Genomic DNA, 16,658 nt, shown 5'->3' with positions numbered 1-16,658 from the left:
CCGGCGATGCCACTCAGGGACGACTGGTCTTTGAGCAGCCAAAAGGCAGGCGGGAGCGACGAAATCGAGGCGGCAGTCACTTTACCACGCATCGACGCGTGCAAATGACGTAATTCACCCGCCAAAGCCCGAAGTCGGCACGAGTCATACTTGACTGAATTTGTTAACATTGGCATTCCCTACGTCATAGGCAGGCTTCGGCCCCTGATCACAGCCGATCGGCTTTGGATCACGGTCAGCTCACCCAGAGCAAAATGACGGCCGCAAGGCCATCCGCTTCGTGTGAGAGGGGCCGATGAAGCATGGATCGCTTCAAGACATGACCGACAGCCGGGTGGGGCACAACGATGCCCTCCTCCGTTGCCACGGCATGGCCGCTTGCGCGCTGCACCATTCGAATTCCTGAACATCACAGATCCAAATCCGGCCCCGAGGGGCATAGGGAGATTCTCGACGTGAGCACCGAACCGAACCTCGCTCCGATCGCAGCGGCGGCAGCCGCAGCACCCGGCAGCGGCATTACGATTGACGCCTCGACCGCAACTGCGGGCATCAACTGGGCGACGTTTATTGGCGATTATGTCTCGGGCGCGGGCTCATTCAGCTTTTACGGCGGTCAGTTCACGCCGTTCTACGGACAGCCTCAGGCGGTCAGCGGCTCTCAGGCCGCCTATGACTTCCCGGGGTCGCAGGGCGTGTTCGTGCTTGAGGGCACTGATCTGGCCTATGACTGGATCCGCTATGGCAACACCTATCCGCATGCGCTGTCGGGCCAGCTTGACGGGCTGACCTTCGGCAATTGGATCGAGGGGCAGACCACGGCGACCGAAGGCAACGGTGCGGCGGGCCGCATCGCCGGTCTTGACACGCAACTGGTCATCACCGGACTGGACATTGATGTTGCCCCCGGCACCGGGGCATCCTCGGCAACGGTGTCCAACCCGGTCATGGACATGCATAGCGCGGCGTCCTCGGGCAATGCGGGCGCGGTCTACAACCTGCTTTCCGGCTATGCCCAGAACTTCATCGGCTCGGACCATGCCGACAGCTTTACCGGCACCGCCCAGAACGACACCATCGATGGCGGGGCTGGAAACGATACGCTGGACGGTGGCGCGGGCGCGGACATCATCAATGGCGGCGCGGGCAATGACCTGATCCAGTCGGGCGCAGGCAATGACACGATCGACGGCGGCGCCGGGACCGATACGCTGGTGCTCGAGGGCAATTTCGGCAGTCCGGGCGGCTATACCTTCACCGGAGGCACGGGCGGTGCGCCCTTGGTCATCACCGACCCGAGCGGGGGAACCGGCACCGATACGCTGACGAATGTCGAGATCCTGAAATTCGACAATCTGACCTATGATCTGGTGAACCATCGCGCCAACTTTACCCCCACCGGACTGGCGCTCAGCAATGCCAGCATTGCCGAGACCGCCGCTGTAGGCGCGACGGTCGGCGCGATTTCGGTCACGGATCGCGAGACCACCGACACCTATACCTATGAATTGGTGAACAGCGCCGAGGACCGTTTCGTGATCGAGAACGGCGAAGTGCGTGTCGCCGCGCCCCTGACCGATGGCAGCTATGACATCGAGGTTTTGGTCACCGACAGCGCGGGCAATAGCTACCAGCAGGCATTGACCGTCACCGTGACCGAGCCGCCGGTCATTACCATCGACGCATCGGGCGCAAGCGCAGGCATGGACCTCGAGGCGTTCATTCGCGGCGGGTTCCTGCAGGGCATATCGGGCGGCGGGATGCCGGTCTTTGATAATGGCACGAACTTCAGCGGCACCGAGGCGATGCTGGCCTATGGCAGCGATCCCTCGTCGTCCTACATCCTGACGCACGGGGCGCTGGAATACTATTTCGGCACCCATACCGTGACGGGCGAAATCGACACGATCGAATATGGCACGCGCGGCACCGGCAGCTATGACGCGAGCGGCGCGTTCATCGGTGGCGACGCGGAGCTGCGCATCAGCGGGCTGGAATTTGCCAATGCGCGCCCGACCACCCCGGCCGAGGAAGCCCAGATCGAAGCGAATGGCGCGGTCCACAATTTCGTCATCGCCCATATGTACGGCTCGGCCGGTTCGCAGGCACGGCTGGATGCCTATGCCGATGCGCTTGACGAATATCGCCAGCATTTCATCGGCTCGGCCGGGAATGACGTCTATACCGGCAGCCGCTTCAACGACACGATCGAGGGCGCGGGCGGAAACGACCTGCTGAATGGCGGCGAAGGCACGGATGTCGCGGTCTTTGACGGCGTGTTCGGCGGCCCTTCCGGCAGCTATTCCTTTAGCGGCGGCATGGGCGGTGCGCCCTTGGTCATCACCGACAGCCGTGCGGATGGCACCGGCACCGACACGCTGACCAATATCGAGCTGCTTCGCTTCGACAACCTCACCTATGATTTCGTCAATCACCGCGCGAATTACACGCCGACCGATGTGGCGCTGTCCAATGCCGAAGTCATCGGTAGCGCGGTTGCCGGCACGGTCGTGGGCAGCCTGACTGCCACCGATCGTGAGACAACCGATACGCACAGCTTCGCCTTGGTCGATGATGCGGATGGTCGTTTCCGGATCGTCGGCAACGAAATCCGCGTCACCGGAACGGCACCGCTCTCGCATGACAACTATGTCCTGACCATTCGCGTCACCGATGGCGCGGGCAATGAATTCGACAAGCAGATCACCATCGCGGTCGATGACCCGGTCGCGAACACCGCACCCGCGACCGTCACCCTGTCCGCAACCGGGATCGCCGAGAATTCGGCCAATGGCACCGTCATCGGCATTCTGTCGGCGACCGATGCCGATGGCGATGCGCTGACCTACAGCCTGACCAACAATGCCGGTGGGCGCTTTGCCCTGGTCACGCAGAACGGGCAGACCCGCTTGGTGGTGAATGGCGCGCTGGATTATGAAACCGCGACCTCGCACCAGATTGCGGTTCAGGTCGCGGACGGGCGCGGTGGCGTTGTGACGCAGCACTTCACTGTTGGCGTTACCGATGTGCTGGGCCGGTTGATCAACGGAACCGCCGCAGCCGACCTTCTGAATGGCACGCCCGAGGGTGATACGCTGAACGGCGGCGCAGGTGCTGACACCCTGCGCGGCGGAATCGGCAACGACATCTATGTCGTCGACAATGCGGGCGATCTGGTGGTCGAGCTTGCTGGTCAGGGCACCGACACGGTGCGCGCGACCGTCACCCACACACTGGCGGCCAATGTCGAAAATCTTGAACTGCAAGGCACGGCGGCGATTGGTGGCACCGGCAACGCTCTGGCCAACCGGATCACCGGGAATGCGGGCGCGAACGCGCTGAATGGCGCGGCTGGTAACGACACGCTGATCGGCGGGGCTGGTAACGACACGCTGAACGGCGGCCTTGGGGCCGACGTGATGCAGGGTGGCGCGGGCAATGACGTCTATATCATCGACAATGCCGGGGATCGCGTGACTGAGTTTGCGGGCGCGGGCAACGACACCGTCCGGACGTCCACGCTGTCGCAAGTCCTTGGCGCAAATGTCGAGAACCTTGAACTGCAAGGCTCGGCGGCGCTATCCGGCACTGGCAACGCTTTGGCCAACCGGATCACCGGAAATTCCGGTGCGAATGCGCTGAACGGTGCGGCGGGCAATGACACCCTGATCGGTGGCGCTGGCAACGACACGCTGAACGGCGGGCTTGGGGCTGACGCGATGCAGGGCGGCGTCGGCAACGACCTGTATTTGGTGGATAATCTGGGCGACCGGATCACCGAGGCCGCGAATGCAGGCACCGACACCGTTCGCGCAACCGTCAGCCATGTGCTTTCCGCGAGTATCGAGAACCTTGAGCTGCAAGGTGGCGCACTGAATGGCACCGGCAATGCCAGCGCGAACCGGATCACCGGCACGGCAGGCGCGAACGCGCTGAATGGCGCGGCGGGCAATGACACGCTGATCGGCGGGGCTGGGAACGATTCGCTGAACGGTGGCACGGGCATTGACCAGATGAGCGGCGGTGTCGGCAACGACACCTATTACGTCGATCATGCAAGCGACCGGGTTATCGAGCTTTCCGGCCAGGGTGTGGATACCGTCCGCTCGACCATCAGCCATACCCTTGGCGCGAATGTCGAGAACCTGATCCTGACCGGCACAGCCGCAGTCAATGCCACCGGCAATGCGGTGGCGAACGCCCTGACCGGCAATTCCGGCGCGAACGTCCTGATGGGCTACGCGGGGAACGATGTCCTGAATGGCGGCGCGGGCGATGACAAGTTGTTCGGCGGTGTCGGCAATGACCGGCTGATCGGTGGCGCGGGTGCCGATATCCTCAGGGGTGGCGAGGGCAGCGACGTTTTTGTCTTCACCTCGCTGCGCGACTCGACGACATCGCTGGCCGGGCGCGACTCGATTTGGGACTTCACCAAAGGCGCGGACCGGATCGATCTTTCCCAGATCGACGCGAACACCGAGACGGCAGGCGATCAGGCCTTCTCGTTCATCGGGAACGCTGCTTTCTCGGGCGAGGCCGGAGAGCTGCGCTTTGTGAACGTGAACGGGCAGAGCCTTGTCCATGCCGACGTGAATGGTGACGGCCGCACCGACTTCACCATCCATTTTGACGACAAGCTGACCTTCACGCAAAGCGACTTCTTGCTCTGATCAAGCGAACCGGCGGGGAGGGCTGTGGCCCTCCCTGTCATATGAGCCAAAAGGAACAGACCATGGCAGCCGTCCGCAGGCTTGCGACCCTGACCACGACCGTCACGCTGATTGCCGCAGCGCCAGCTGCCACGCTTGCCCAAGAGGCAGTGCGGCTGGATACGGTTGTCCTCAGCAGCGAGGCCGATGGAGACGGCGATGGCACCAGCACCGTCCTCGGCGCCGATCAGATCCAGCTGGAATATTCCGGCCTCGATCTGTCGCAGGTTCTGGACGAGATTCCGGGCGTCACCACCCAAGTATCGGGCGGCGATCCCGGCGTTTCGGTCAATATCCGGGGCATGCAGGATTTTGGCCGGGTCAATGTGCTGGTCGATGGCGCGCGGCAGAATTTCCAGCGCACCGGGCACGGTGCCAACGGCTCATTCTACACCGACACCGAGATGCTCAAATCGGTCGAGGTCACGCGCGGCCCCGGTGCCACGGTCAATGGCGGTGGCGCGATTGGCGGCGTCGTCAGCCTGACCACAATTGACGCGGATGACATCATCGCCGACGGGTCTGATCGCGGCGGCAGGCTGCGCTTTTCGCTGGATTCCAACGGCCCCGGCCCCACGGTGAACCTTGTCGGCGCCATGCGGCCCGAGGATCGCGTCGATTTCCTGCTGGGCGGGACCTATCTTGACCGGCGCGACTATACCTCGGGCGGCGGCGACAGGGTCGCCTCGGGCCAGACCATGAATTCCGGCCTGTTCAAGACCCGCTTCCGCCCGGCCGAGGGGCATGAACTGAGCTTTACCGCCAGTCGCTATGACACATCCTTCCTGACCGGCACGTCAATCCTGCGCGACACCGATGTAACGGTGGATACAGCCATCGCGGGCTATCGCTGGACTTCGGTCGACTCGGACTTCTGGGACCTCAGCGTCAAGACCTACCTGACCCGGACCGAGGCGGACCAGTCCGTTCAGAACGGCCCGTTCGAGCGATCGTTCAGGATCGAGACCAGCGGCCTCGACGCCCATAACACGGCGCATGTTTCGACCGGCGGCGTCGAACACGAGGTGACTTTCGGAGGCGATGTCTTTCGCGACCGGGTCAGCACGGTCGACCGCGTGGGAACCAGCGACGAGCTGACCCCTCCGGGCACGCGGGTCGTCTGGGGCGCCTATATTCAGGATCGCGTGGCTCTGAACCCATGGTTTGAGCTTGAAGGGGCGCTGCGCTTTGACGCCTATGAGCTGGAAAACGACCGCCACAGGGTCGAGGGCGACCGGCTTTCGCCCAAATTCTTGGTCCGATACATCCCTGATGAACGGATCAGCTTCCACCTGAGCTATGCCGAGGCGATGCGCCCCCCTGCCCTGACCGAAAGCATGATCGAGGGCTTTCACCCCGGATCGGTCAGCGGTGAGTTCCTGCCCAACCCCGATCTGCGCCCCGAAATCGCCCACACGATCGAGGCGGGGCTGGACGCGCAGCTGCAGGGCCTGCTGCGCGATGATGACGAAATCAGCGCCCGTTTCGCGGTCTTTCAGAACGATATCGACGATTACATCGACCAGAACCTGGTCCAGCACGGGCTGTTCGGCGCGATCCAATATCTGAATATCGGCAAGGTCCGCATCCGCGGGGCCGAGCTTGAGCTGTCCTATGACTCCTCGCGCTTTTTCGGCGGGCTGAACGGCCAGCTTCTGGATGGCCAGCGCCGGGGCGGCGACGACCTGAACGACGTGCTGCTTTACCCTCAGGAAGACGGGGTTCAGCCCAAGGTGCCGCCGTATCAGATCGCCGCGACCGCCGGAATCAAGGCGCTGGATGCACGCCTGCAGATGGGCGCGCGCGCGACCTTTGTCGGCGAGCAGAAAAACGCCCGCGCCGAAGGCTATGTCGGCGACAGCTATGAAACGCTCGACCTCTTTGCCCAGTACCAGATCAATGACGATTTCAGCGCCAATGTGGCGCTGAACAACGTGCTTGACCGCGACTACACGCAATACCTGAACGCCAACCCCAGCCCCGGCTTCAACGCCCATGCCACGCTTAGCGTCCGCTTCTGATCAACCCATCTGAACTCAAGGAGACACTGGAAATGGCATTGACGATCCGCTTGCTTGCCTCGACCGGGGTGAATTTCAACGCCGACTTCGACGCCTATTTAAACCGCTTCGATCTGACCGGATTCCCGCTGTTTCTAGGCGGGAACAACCAGTATAACGGCGACCAGCTGCTGCTTCTGGGGGCCAAGGCCGCAAACCCGCGCAATACGCAGGCCATCATCATGGATGGCAACGATTTTAGCTACGCCATGACAAACCACACGCTCAGCGGCACGATGACCTCGATCAGACTGGCGACCTTGGGCGACAGCTACAATTCGACGACCGACACGTTTACCCGCGATGCGGCGGGACATATCACCAATGTCTCGACCTCGATCCAGATTTCAGGACTGAACATCTCGAATGCGTCGGGGGTGCGCGGGAACTTCCATCAGGTCACAAACGGGTTGATGGGTGGCGACGGGCATGATGGCGGGCGCGCCGACCCAACCCGGCTGGAAAATTTCATCTGGGCCGAAGCGCATAACGTCATCGGGTCGGCCGGGGCAGACACCTATTCCGGAACGCGCTTCAACGACACGATCAACGGGGGCGCAGGCAATGACACGCTGGCTGGGGCCAGCGGCAACGACAGCATCATTGGCGGGACAGGCAACGACAACCTGAGCGGAGCGGCCGGAAATGACACATTGAATGGCGGCACCGGCGCGGACGCCATGACCGGCGGTGCCGGAAACGACCTCTATTGGGTCGATTCAGCCAGCGACCGTGTGGTCGAGGCCGCGGCAGGGGGCACCGACACCGTGCGCTCGACCGTCAGCCACACTTTGTCCGCCAATGTCGAGGCGCTGCAACTGCTTGGCACGGGCGCGATCAACGGAAAGGGCAATGCGCTGGCCAATACGCTGACCGGAAACGGGGCCGCGAACCTTCTGAGCGGCGAAGCTGGCAATGACACTTTGAATGGCGGGGCCGGAAGCGATACGCTGAATGGCGGGACAGGTGCCGACGTCATGACCGGCGGCACCGGCAACGACACCTATCTGGTCGACTCGGCCAGCGATCGCGTGGTCGAGGCTGCTGCAGCTGGTACCGACACCGTGCGCTCGACCGTCAGTTATACCCTGTCCGCCAATGTCGAGGCGCTGCAACTGCTTGGCACCGGCGCGATCAATGGAAACGGCAACACGCTGGCCAACACGCTGACCGGAAACGGGGCCGCAAACCGCCTGAACGGCGGTGCAGGCAATGACGTCCTGAATGGAGGCGCGGGCGCGGATGTTCTGCTGGGCGCAGCGGGCAATGACCGCCTGAATGGCGGGACGGGCAACGACCAACTGAATGGCGGCGCTGGCGCGGATATGCTCACCGGGGGCGTCGGCGCTGACACCTTCGTCTTTGCAGCGTTGTCTGACTCGACCGTGGCGATCGCCGGGCGTGACGTGATCGTCGATTTCCAGGGCGGCGCGGGCGATCGCATTGACCTGAGGGCGATCGACGCAAACACTACTGTCGCGGATAATCAGGCGTTCTCGTGGCTGGGGACGGCTGCGTTCTCGGGCACGGCTGGCCAGTTGCGCTATCAACAACAGAACGGCGACACCTTCGTCTATGGCGATGCAAACGGCGATAGGGTCGCTGATTTTGCAATCGTCATCGATGCCCAAGTCAATCTGAACGAGAGCTATTTCCTGCTTTGACGTAATCCCAGACGGCGGAACACCGGCTGTTCCGCCGCTTTGTGTGGTCGTTCCGCGGCAAGGGTTCTCTATCCTGTAGCCGCAACTCCTGCCCCTGTTCGTGATTGGCACTCCTGCGCCAATGGCGCGCAGACGCATTCCATTTTGGTAGGCATATTTCGCCAATGCTTTGATAGAATGTTTTTTTCAGAGAATAATTATTCCACGCCATCTGGCTATTTGGCGCTGGACAGCGCCAGATAGCCAGACAAAATGTCGGAATTGGTCACGGGATTCGTGTGGCCAACTGCATTGCTGAATTTCTGAAGCTGAAGCGAAACCATGTCTTCCCGCGTCGATTTCGAACGGGTCAGCATGGCATGGTCAGATTGAGTAAAAGGAAGCTCGCATGACATTCCTGTCCGGTGTGTTCAACCACTCGCCCGAAATCGCGTTATTCCTGTCGCTTGCCCTTGGATATTGGATAGGCAAGTTCCAGTTCGGAAAATTCCAGCTGGGCGGCGTGGCGGGATCGTTGCTTGTCGCGGTGCTGATCAGCCAGTTCGGCGTCACCATCGACAATGGCATCAAGTCGGTGCTGTTTGCGCTGTTCATCTATGCGGTCGGCTTTGAAAGCGGGCCGCAGTTCTTTCGCTCACTGGGACGACAGTCGATCCGCGAAATCGTGATGGCAGCGGTGCTGGCGATCAGCGGTCTGGCGACCGTGGTGATCCTTGCCAAGATCTTTGCGCTGGACAAGGGTCTGGCGGCGGGCATTGCCGCGGGCGGGCTAACGCAATCCGCGATCATCGGCACCGCCGGTTCCGCCATCGAGAAACTGGGTCTTGCCGCGGATGAGGTCCAGCGCCTGCAGGCGAATGTCGCGATCGGCTATGCCGTGACCTACATCTTCGGCTCATTCGGGGCGATCATCGTCTGCGTGAACATCCTGCCATGGTTCATGAAGCGCTCGATCCGCGATGATGCCGTCAAGGCCGAGGCCGAACTGCTGAAAGGGGCGCGCATCTATGGCAATGGCGAGGCTCCGGCCCTGCCCGAACTGGTGGGCCGTGTCTTTCGCGTCGAAGGCGCGGCAGGAAAAACCATCGAAGCCGTCGAAAAATCGGCCCCGGAACGCGCCTTCACCATTGAGCGCGTCCGGCGCAACGGCAATATCATCGGTACCCAACCCGGCCTGACCTTGCAGAAGGGCGATGCGGTGCTTGTCGTCGGTCGCCGCAACAGCGTCATCGCGCTGGAGGACGGCATCGGACCAGAAATCCCCGATAGCGACGGGATGGAGCTGGTCGTGACCACGCGTGAGGTGCAGATTTCAGGCAAGGACTTCGTCGGCCATAGCGTCGCGGACATTCTGGTCAGGAACGATGATCTGCGGCACGGTATCTATGTTCTGAGCGCCTCGCGCGGGGGCAGCAGGCTGGTGCTGCAGGACGATACGGTGATCGAGGCCGGCGACATCATCACCGTGCATGGCGTGCAAGAGGATCTCCAGCGGCTCGCAGGCCGGGTCGGACCGTCGATCGTTCCCAGCGACAAGACGGATTGGGTCTTTCACAGCTTCGGGCTGGTCGTGGGCCTGCTGATCGGTCTGCTGGTCGTCCGCATCGGATCAATCCCTCTGACCCTGGGGGCCGGAGGCGGCGCACTGCTTTCGGGCCTCGCCTTCGGTTGGTATCGCAGCCGCCACATGACCGTCGGCAACCTGCCGCTGGCCGCCTCGACGCTGTTGCGCGATCTGGGTCTGGCCGGGTTTGTCGCGGTGGTCGGCCTGCAATCCGGCCAGCAGGCGGTTCACACCATCGCCGAGCATGGCCTGTCGATCTTCCTGATTGGCGTGGTGGTCACGATCCTGCCCATGATCCTGACCATGCTCGTCGGACGCTACATCCTGCACTATGACAATGTGGCCATCTTTGCCGGCGCATTGTCGGGTTCGCGCAGCGCCAACCCCGCCTTCGGCGAAATTCTGGAAAAGGCCGGGAACACCGTTCCGACCACGCCCTTCGCCATCACCTACGCTCTTGCCAACGTATTTCTGACCCTTCTCGGCCCGCTTGTCGTGGCATTCGTCTGATTCCTGAAACGGAGATGTGAAATGACCGATTACAGCCAATTCGCGCAGCTTAGCCCCTTTGAACTCAAGGATGAGCTGATCAAGCTGGCGTCGAGCAAATCCGACCAGTCGATGCTGAATGCGGGCCGGGGCAACCCGAACTTCATGGCGACGCTGCCGCGTCGGGCCTTTTTCCGGTTGGGTCTTTTCGCCGCGGCAGAATCCGAGCTGTCGTATTCCTACATGCAGCAGGGCATCGGCGGCCTGCCCCAGATCGAGGGGATCGAAGGCCGTTTCGAGCGCTACATCACCGAAAATCAGGACCAGAAGGGGGTCGAGTTCCTTGGCCGCGCGCTCAGCTATGTGCGCGATCAATTGGGGCTTTCCGCCTCAGACTTCCTGCATGAGATGGTCGAGGGCATCCTTGGCTGCAACTACCCCGTGCCGCCACGCATGTTGCGCATCAGCGAACAGATTACCCGTCAGTATCTGATGCGCGAGATGGTTGGGGGCCGGATCTCGGCACAGGATGTGGATGTCTTCGCGGTCGAGGGCGGCACGGCGGCCATGACCTATATCTTCGACACGCTGAAAAAGAACCAGCTTGTCACGAAAGGCGACAAGGTCGCGATCGGGATGCCGGTCTTTACCCCCTATATCGAAATCCCGGAACTGGACGTCTATGGGCTGGAGGAGGTCGCGATCAACGCCGATCCGGATGCGGGATGGCAATATCCCGACGCCGAGTTGGACAAGCTGAAGGACCCGGCGATCAAGATTTTCTTCTGCATCAACCCCTCGAACCCGCCTTCGGTCAAGCTGGACAATCGCAGCCTGAAGCGGATCGCCGAGATCGTGAAGAACGACCGCCCCGATCTGATGATCTTGACCGACGACGTCTACGGAACCTTCGCCGACGGCTTCCAGTCGCTGTTCGCCGTCTGTCCAAAAAATACCATTCTGGTCTATTCCTTCTCGAAATATTTCGGCGCGACCGGCTGGCGGCTTGGCGCGGTGGCGATGCATCAGCACAATGTGCTGGACGCGGCGCTGGCGGAGCTGCCCAAGGCGGACAAGGACATGCTCGAGCGCCGCTATGCCTCGATCACGACCGACGTTCCCGGACTGCGTTTCATCGACCGCCTTGTTGCCGATAGCCGGACCGTGGCGCTGAACCACACTGCGGGTCTATCGACCCCGCAGCAGGTGCAGATGGTCCTGTTCTCGCTATTCGCGCTGATGGATGAGAATGACAGCTACAAGACCGCCCTGAAGAACGTGATCCGCCGTAGGCAAGCCGCGCTTTATGCCGAGTTGGGCATCGACATGCCGGATGACGTAAACTCGGTCGATTACTACACGCTGGTCGATCTGGAGAAGGTCTCGAAGCAGCTTTACGGTGAGGAATTTGCGAAATGGATCACGCAGAAATTCTCGCCCAACGAGCTTTTGTTCCGCATCGCGGACAAGACCGGAATTGTGCTGCTGCCGGGGCGTGGCTTTGGCACGCAGCATCCGTCGGGCCGGGCCTCGCTCGCCAATCTCAACGAATATGAATACGCTCAGATCGGGCGCGCGCTACGCGGGATGGCCGACGAATATCATGCCGCCTGGAATAAAGGCGGGGCGGCAGGCTGACGGTGCATTCAATCCCGCTACGCTGAAGGTTAAGAGACATCCGCCAAGCCAGCATCAGAGATAGCCCTGTCGGGTAGTAGCAGTGCTGAGAGTCCAGTCCTGATGGCGCACTGCACAGTTGTTGGAGGGAATTCACCATGTGAATCCCCTCCAATATCGTAGCCGGGCTGCGTGAGCCGACCCGCAAAGACAACCTGCAAGACCACGAACTGACACGGGCATAACCCGTTCCTGACGAAGCCGAGGTCGCTGACGGTCTGATTTAATCCAAAGAGGGGGGTGGAAAGCCTCAGCCTCTGGGAAGCGGGGCAGAGGTGGAGGCTGAATGCGGGCAACACACCCGCGCAGGGCGGTTCATAGCGGCGCGTCTGGTGTGATATCCACTTTGGGAGACGCCGGATTTCCGGGCGGCGGCGGCCACTACAGGCAGTGTCCAACCAATTTCATCGCAACGCGAACCCCTTGGAAGCCGACAACCGCCAGAGGGAGCACAACGAATTCCTGCGGGCTGCGGAAAGCATCGAGCGTACGACTTGGCGTAAATCAGGGGACGATCATTCCCGAATCCAGAGCGAGCAAGGATGGACTGACCGAACATTCCCGGCGCACGCCTGATGGCAGAAAATATCGTTCATCAGGTCGCGAAAACTCAGATGCGTGGGAGTGAACTGCTTCGCCGCTTTCGGCATCGCCTACCCTTTTGTTGAGCTGCTTCAGCCCACCCACGTCAAAATGCGCCTCGGATACGGAATAATTCGGATAAAGCTATGTAATCGTAGGAGTGGTTGTCTTTCTGGCTAGCGCCGCGGTTGCCCGACCTGCGAATATGAGAATGTTAATGAGGATCGCTGGAGCTACAACAAAAAACTCGGAGGAGACGATATCCCGAATGGCCTGAGGATAATAATTCAGAGAACGAACATGAGAATCGCTCACATTCAGAAATTAGGTTGCCAAAGACTAAAATCGGCTCACTTTCGTCAGAACCACGGCTCGATATTTTCGCCATTCCGGACGACATCTATCAACTGTGTATCAGCAAGGCTGATGCAGGAGAATTTGACGACTTTGTTTTTCTTGTCACTGTAGGCCTCACTGCTTTCCCAGACCGCCATCTGCGCCCAGCCCTTGAGGCGCCGGGCCTCATTCAAGTCATACGCTTGGTTAGGAGGCCAGTATGTGTCTTTGCCAGCGATCCCGACGACAGCGACGGTCGTTGAAACACCGGCTTTCTGACGGATAAATCGGATATCGAGACGAGTGTCATCGAGAACCGAGAAATATTTGATCCCGCTCTCACGATCCTTCTGCAGCACCTTAACGATCTCATCGGTCGTACCGCGGATAAAAAGCGCGTAGTCATACCACATCTTGATGTGCTTCAGGTCAAACGTCTCATCGTACATTTGCCGGATGCTGGGACGCGCGCGCTCACGTTGAGTTTCAGTCATCATCTGGATCACACGTGCTGGGACGCCGTTCGCGGATTCCGATGCGCGCTCATATTCGTCAATCTTCTTGTCGAACCAGAACGCCGCTCCCGACATGCGTTTACTCCCCTTTTTGACGTTGAGGCCGGGCAAACCGTCGAAAAATCGCAGCGCCGTCGCTGCCGTCAGGACGCCCCGCTTCGGGTCCCCGTCCCATCACAACCACGGTCGAACATTCCGGCACTTCTCAATGAGCCCGCTCAGGGCGTCCATCTCGGCAACGGAAAACTGCCGCGCCGTTGCAGTGGGCCTGTGGACGTAAAGCTTTGCTTCGACAGTCGCCATCAGAGCCCAGGACTTCTGCCGTGGGGCCTCCTCCGGCGGATAGGCCGTACCTTGCTCCAGTAAGTCTCCTTGCCGTCGATTCCGAAAATGGAGACCGCACCATTGCGGCCAAGGTTCTGCCGAATGTGGCGAACCTCAAGATGATCGTCGTCAATGACCGACAAGCGCTCAATTCCCATATTCTTGTCCGTACCCACGGCCTGAACAAGATCAGAGGTCGCACCGCGCATGAAACGCTCCATGCCCTTGGGTACTTCGTAATGCAGCAAGGTGTTATTCGGGCTGCTCTTGCTCGCGGTCACGATCGCGCTCGACAGACTTGGAAACGTCGTCGGGATACCTGGCATCCTGTCATTGACTGGGGGAATTTTGCCCGCCAGCCCCTCGATGACCTTATCCGGCCATCCATTGGCAACAATGCCTTGGGCTTCGTCCAGTCCGGTGTTCTTCCTGTAGAATCAGTATGTTACATCAGCCATGCGTCTCTCCCGGTGTTCAAAGCGGGGCCGTCGACTAGGAGTCCTAACTGCTGGTCCGAGGCGATCAGATCGCGCCGAAATCTCGATTGGGAAAAAGGATGGGCTCCATCTTTTCCAGAAAACCAGGCGAGTGCGTATCGTCGCCCAAGCGCAGGTAACAAAGCCCATCCCATGAACCAGCGTGGCCTTGAAGCCGTGGAAACCGATGACGCGTGGCGCTTGGATCTTTTTTATCTGACGTGCCGAAGGGTCGCGTCCGAAAAAACCGCCCTAGCTGGGATACCGGCCCTTGTTGGTGCGGATGGCGATACGGTGGATGCCGCCACCCTCCTCACAAGCCGCCTCGATTTCGACGACATATTCGTCCGGGTCGAGCTTGTGCTCGAAAAGCTTGTCTTTCTCGCCACGCCAATTGCCAAGGGTGGTCCCATCCTCGTAGCCGACCGAACCCGAAGACGGTTTGCCGTCCTGTGGGTAAAGGTCGAAGGCCCATTTGAAACCATCGAAATTTATTCCGTGGCCACCACGATGTCGGTGATCCGTTTGACGCGGCGCAGTATGGCATTGTCGGGGCCGTAGATGTCGTCCGCTTCCGAACCGGCGATTCCGGTCCGCGCCAAGCGCAGCTTTTTCGAGAAATAAGCACGCAGCAGCGCAATGCACTGTGCCTTCAGGTCCTTTTCCAGGAAATCGGTGATCGGGATAAGCGAGTTTGGTGCAAAGCCGATGGTCCGCCAGCGCAGGAACGGCCCGACGCTGTCCGTCCACATACCACCCATCTTTCCGGGTTCCGTTGACTGCAGCGATTCCGTCCCGCCCCTGATCTCCATATGAAGCTCTTTCGCCTGTTTGGCGATGCTGGTTTCATATTTGTCCCAGATGCCGGCTCCAACGCTGCCGCCGGCACTGACCGGTACAGATTCGACCTCGAACCGGGCATCGGTAGTGGCTTGAAGTTTCATTTCGGTCGATCTGAACGCGGATTCGTCATCCAATTCGGCTGAGGTGTGCAGTGTGAAGCGGCCGCCCAGAACCAGAACCGTCGGAACGAACTGACCGCAATCCCTCAAGATATCAAGAAGCCCCTCGGCGTCGCCCTCGGTGGCGGCCTTGCGGAATTTCGTCACCAGAAGCGGATCAAGCGAGATATCCTCGCGCTCGATGCTCACCCGAGCCTTGGGGATCTTCTGGCTGGCCTGAAAATAGACCCAGACGCTTCTTGTGCGCTCAGCGGTTGCGATCGCATTGGTGAAGGAGGTGTCGAACTTGAAGATGCCGGGGACACCGCCGCCAGCGTTCGTCGCCACCGACGTCTGCCGCTCCAGGTTCGATGTCGTCTGGCTATAGCTGATGCTCTGGCTCTTGGTGCTCTCGTTATCGTCGGGATGGACAGAGACCTTGGCGATGAGGATGCCATAGCTGTTGGCCGGTGACAGCGTCTTATCAAGGACGTAGGCGCGCATCGACGCCAGCCCGTCCGAGTTGCGCTTCCTGAGATCTATATTGTTGGCTGCGAGCAAGCGCTGAACGTCGATCTGCTCAAGTTCGGTCAGGATATCCTGATGTGTCTGGCCGTCACCCGTCGCAAAACCGCTTACCTCTGTGGTATGATCCGTAATCTCTTTCCATGGCGGAATATTGTCGAGCGGGGTGATGACGGTCTTATATTGCTAGGTATCGAGAGGGACCGGATCCGGCTATTTCATGCCTTTTGGCAATACCTGATTGCTCTGGTCCGGTGGCTCAGCCATACCAAAAATACCCACAAACAAAAAAGAAACGATCAAGCCGAGATTAGGGATCTTCTCATCATGGTTGTGATTCCCTCAACGGCACTCGCGCGGACCCGGATTTTCGCCAGATTGGAAAATTGATCCCTACGTCCGATAAGGACCATATTTGCGTTCATTATTTATAATAGTGATTTTCTGGCTTCCGGAGCGGATACAGGGAAGCAATTGCGGACCGACTCACGCTGCGCAACCGGCCGGGTCACCAAGGTAGCCATGCATTGCCGTGCGCGCTTATTGTTTCCAGCACCTCTGTCACTGATCACTCACAGCGAACGTGGCTTGGTCGGATTTGCATATACCGCGCTTATCGGGGAAACGATCACCCGAAACATTTTACGCTCCGGCTCACTCTCCTCGACCCCGCAGGTCATGCCGGAAAACAAACGCAGGACCACGATCTGGGTATTCAAGCTGGAAAACTTGACCCCGGCTCCGATCGCGTGGAGCGGATAGGTCCGAAAACGCCTTTCGGGGCCGTGTCCAGAGA

10 protein-coding genes are annotated in these 16,658 nt (G+C 60.2%); 7 read left to right on the top strand and 3 right to left on the bottom strand.

Annotation, left to right across the window (positions count from 1 at the left end; translation table 11 throughout):
- Window positions 1-455: 455 nt before the first annotated feature.
- The 3 genes from IB235_RS18140 (at window position 456) to IB235_RS18130 (ending at window position 8,433) form a co-directional block, all read left to right on the top strand.
- On the top strand, window positions 456-4,670 hold the full coding sequence (locus tag IB235_RS18140) for a beta strand repeat-containing protein (RefSeq protein ID WP_370576934.1): 4,215 nt from the start codon (window positions 456-458) through the stop codon (window positions 4,668-4,670).
- 62 nt (window positions 4,671-4,732) lie between these two features.
- Entirely contained in the window at window positions 4,733-6,730 is a 1,998-nt protein-coding gene (locus IB235_RS18135) for a TonB-dependent receptor domain-containing protein (protein ID WP_192337888.1), read from the top strand.
- Between the two features lie 32 nt (window positions 6,731-6,762).
- Window positions 6,763-8,433, top strand: a complete 1,671-nt coding sequence (locus IB235_RS18130) for a calcium-binding protein (RefSeq protein ID WP_225612454.1) — start codon at window positions 6,763-6,765, stop codon at window positions 8,431-8,433.
- 215 nt (window positions 8,434-8,648) lie between these two features.
- Here IB235_RS18130 and IB235_RS18125 read toward each other — a convergent pair whose 3' ends face one another.
- Window positions 8,649-8,789 carry a hypothetical protein gene (locus IB235_RS18125; protein ID WP_192337887.1) on the bottom strand — a complete coding sequence of 47 codons (141 nt, stop codon included), beginning with the start codon at window positions 8,787-8,789 and terminating at the stop codon, window positions 8,649-8,651.
- Between the two features lie 32 nt (window positions 8,790-8,821).
- Between IB235_RS18125 and aspT the strand changes: the two genes are divergently transcribed.
- Window positions 8,822-10,507: an aspartate-alanine antiporter gene (aspT, locus tag IB235_RS18120; protein WP_192337886.1), complete on the top strand. Its 1,686-nt coding sequence runs from the start codon at window positions 8,822-8,824 to the stop codon at window positions 10,505-10,507.
- Window positions 10,508-10,528: 21 nt separating this feature from the next.
- Entirely contained in the window at window positions 10,529-12,124 is a 1,596-nt protein-coding gene (locus IB235_RS18115; RefSeq protein ID WP_192337885.1) for a bifunctional aspartate transaminase/aspartate 4-decarboxylase, read from the top strand.
- 980 nt (window positions 12,125-13,104) lie between these two features.
- Here the strand turns inward: IB235_RS18115 and IB235_RS18110 are convergent.
- Window positions 13,105-13,671, bottom strand: coding sequence for a hypothetical protein (locus tag IB235_RS18110; protein WP_192337884.1), 567 nt, complete (start codon window positions 13,669-13,671; stop codon window positions 13,105-13,107).
- 368 nt (window positions 13,672-14,039) lie between these two features.
- On the opposite strand from IB235_RS18110, the gene IB235_RS18105 reads away from it, so the two are divergent.
- Complete coding sequence (locus IB235_RS18105; RefSeq protein WP_192337883.1) at window positions 14,040-14,957, top strand: hypothetical protein; 918 nt, start codon at window positions 14,040-14,042, stop codon at window positions 14,955-14,957.
- Here the strand turns inward: IB235_RS18105 and IB235_RS18100 are convergent.
- A complete protein-coding gene (locus tag IB235_RS18100) occupies window positions 14,888-15,841 on the bottom strand; it encodes a hypothetical protein (RefSeq protein WP_192337882.1) in 954 nt (317 codons plus the stop codon). The genes IB235_RS18105 and IB235_RS18100 overlap by 70 nt on opposite strands.
- 99 nt (window positions 15,842-15,940) lie before the next feature.
- Between IB235_RS18100 and IB235_RS18095 the strand changes: the two genes are divergently transcribed.
- Complete coding sequence (locus tag IB235_RS18095; RefSeq protein ID WP_192337881.1) at window positions 15,941-16,252, top strand: hypothetical protein; 312 nt, start codon at window positions 15,941-15,943, stop codon at window positions 16,250-16,252.
- The last annotated feature ends 406 nt before the right edge of the window (window positions 16,253-16,658 follow it).

The sequence above is a fragment of the Paracoccus sp. PAR01 genome (assembly GCF_014851995.1).
Lineage (GTDB): Bacteria > Pseudomonadota > Alphaproteobacteria > Rhodobacterales > Rhodobacteraceae > Paracoccus > Paracoccus litorisediminis.
The sequence above is the reverse complement of the archived record's forward strand: the minus strand, read 5'-3'. Positions and strand labels throughout refer to the sequence as shown.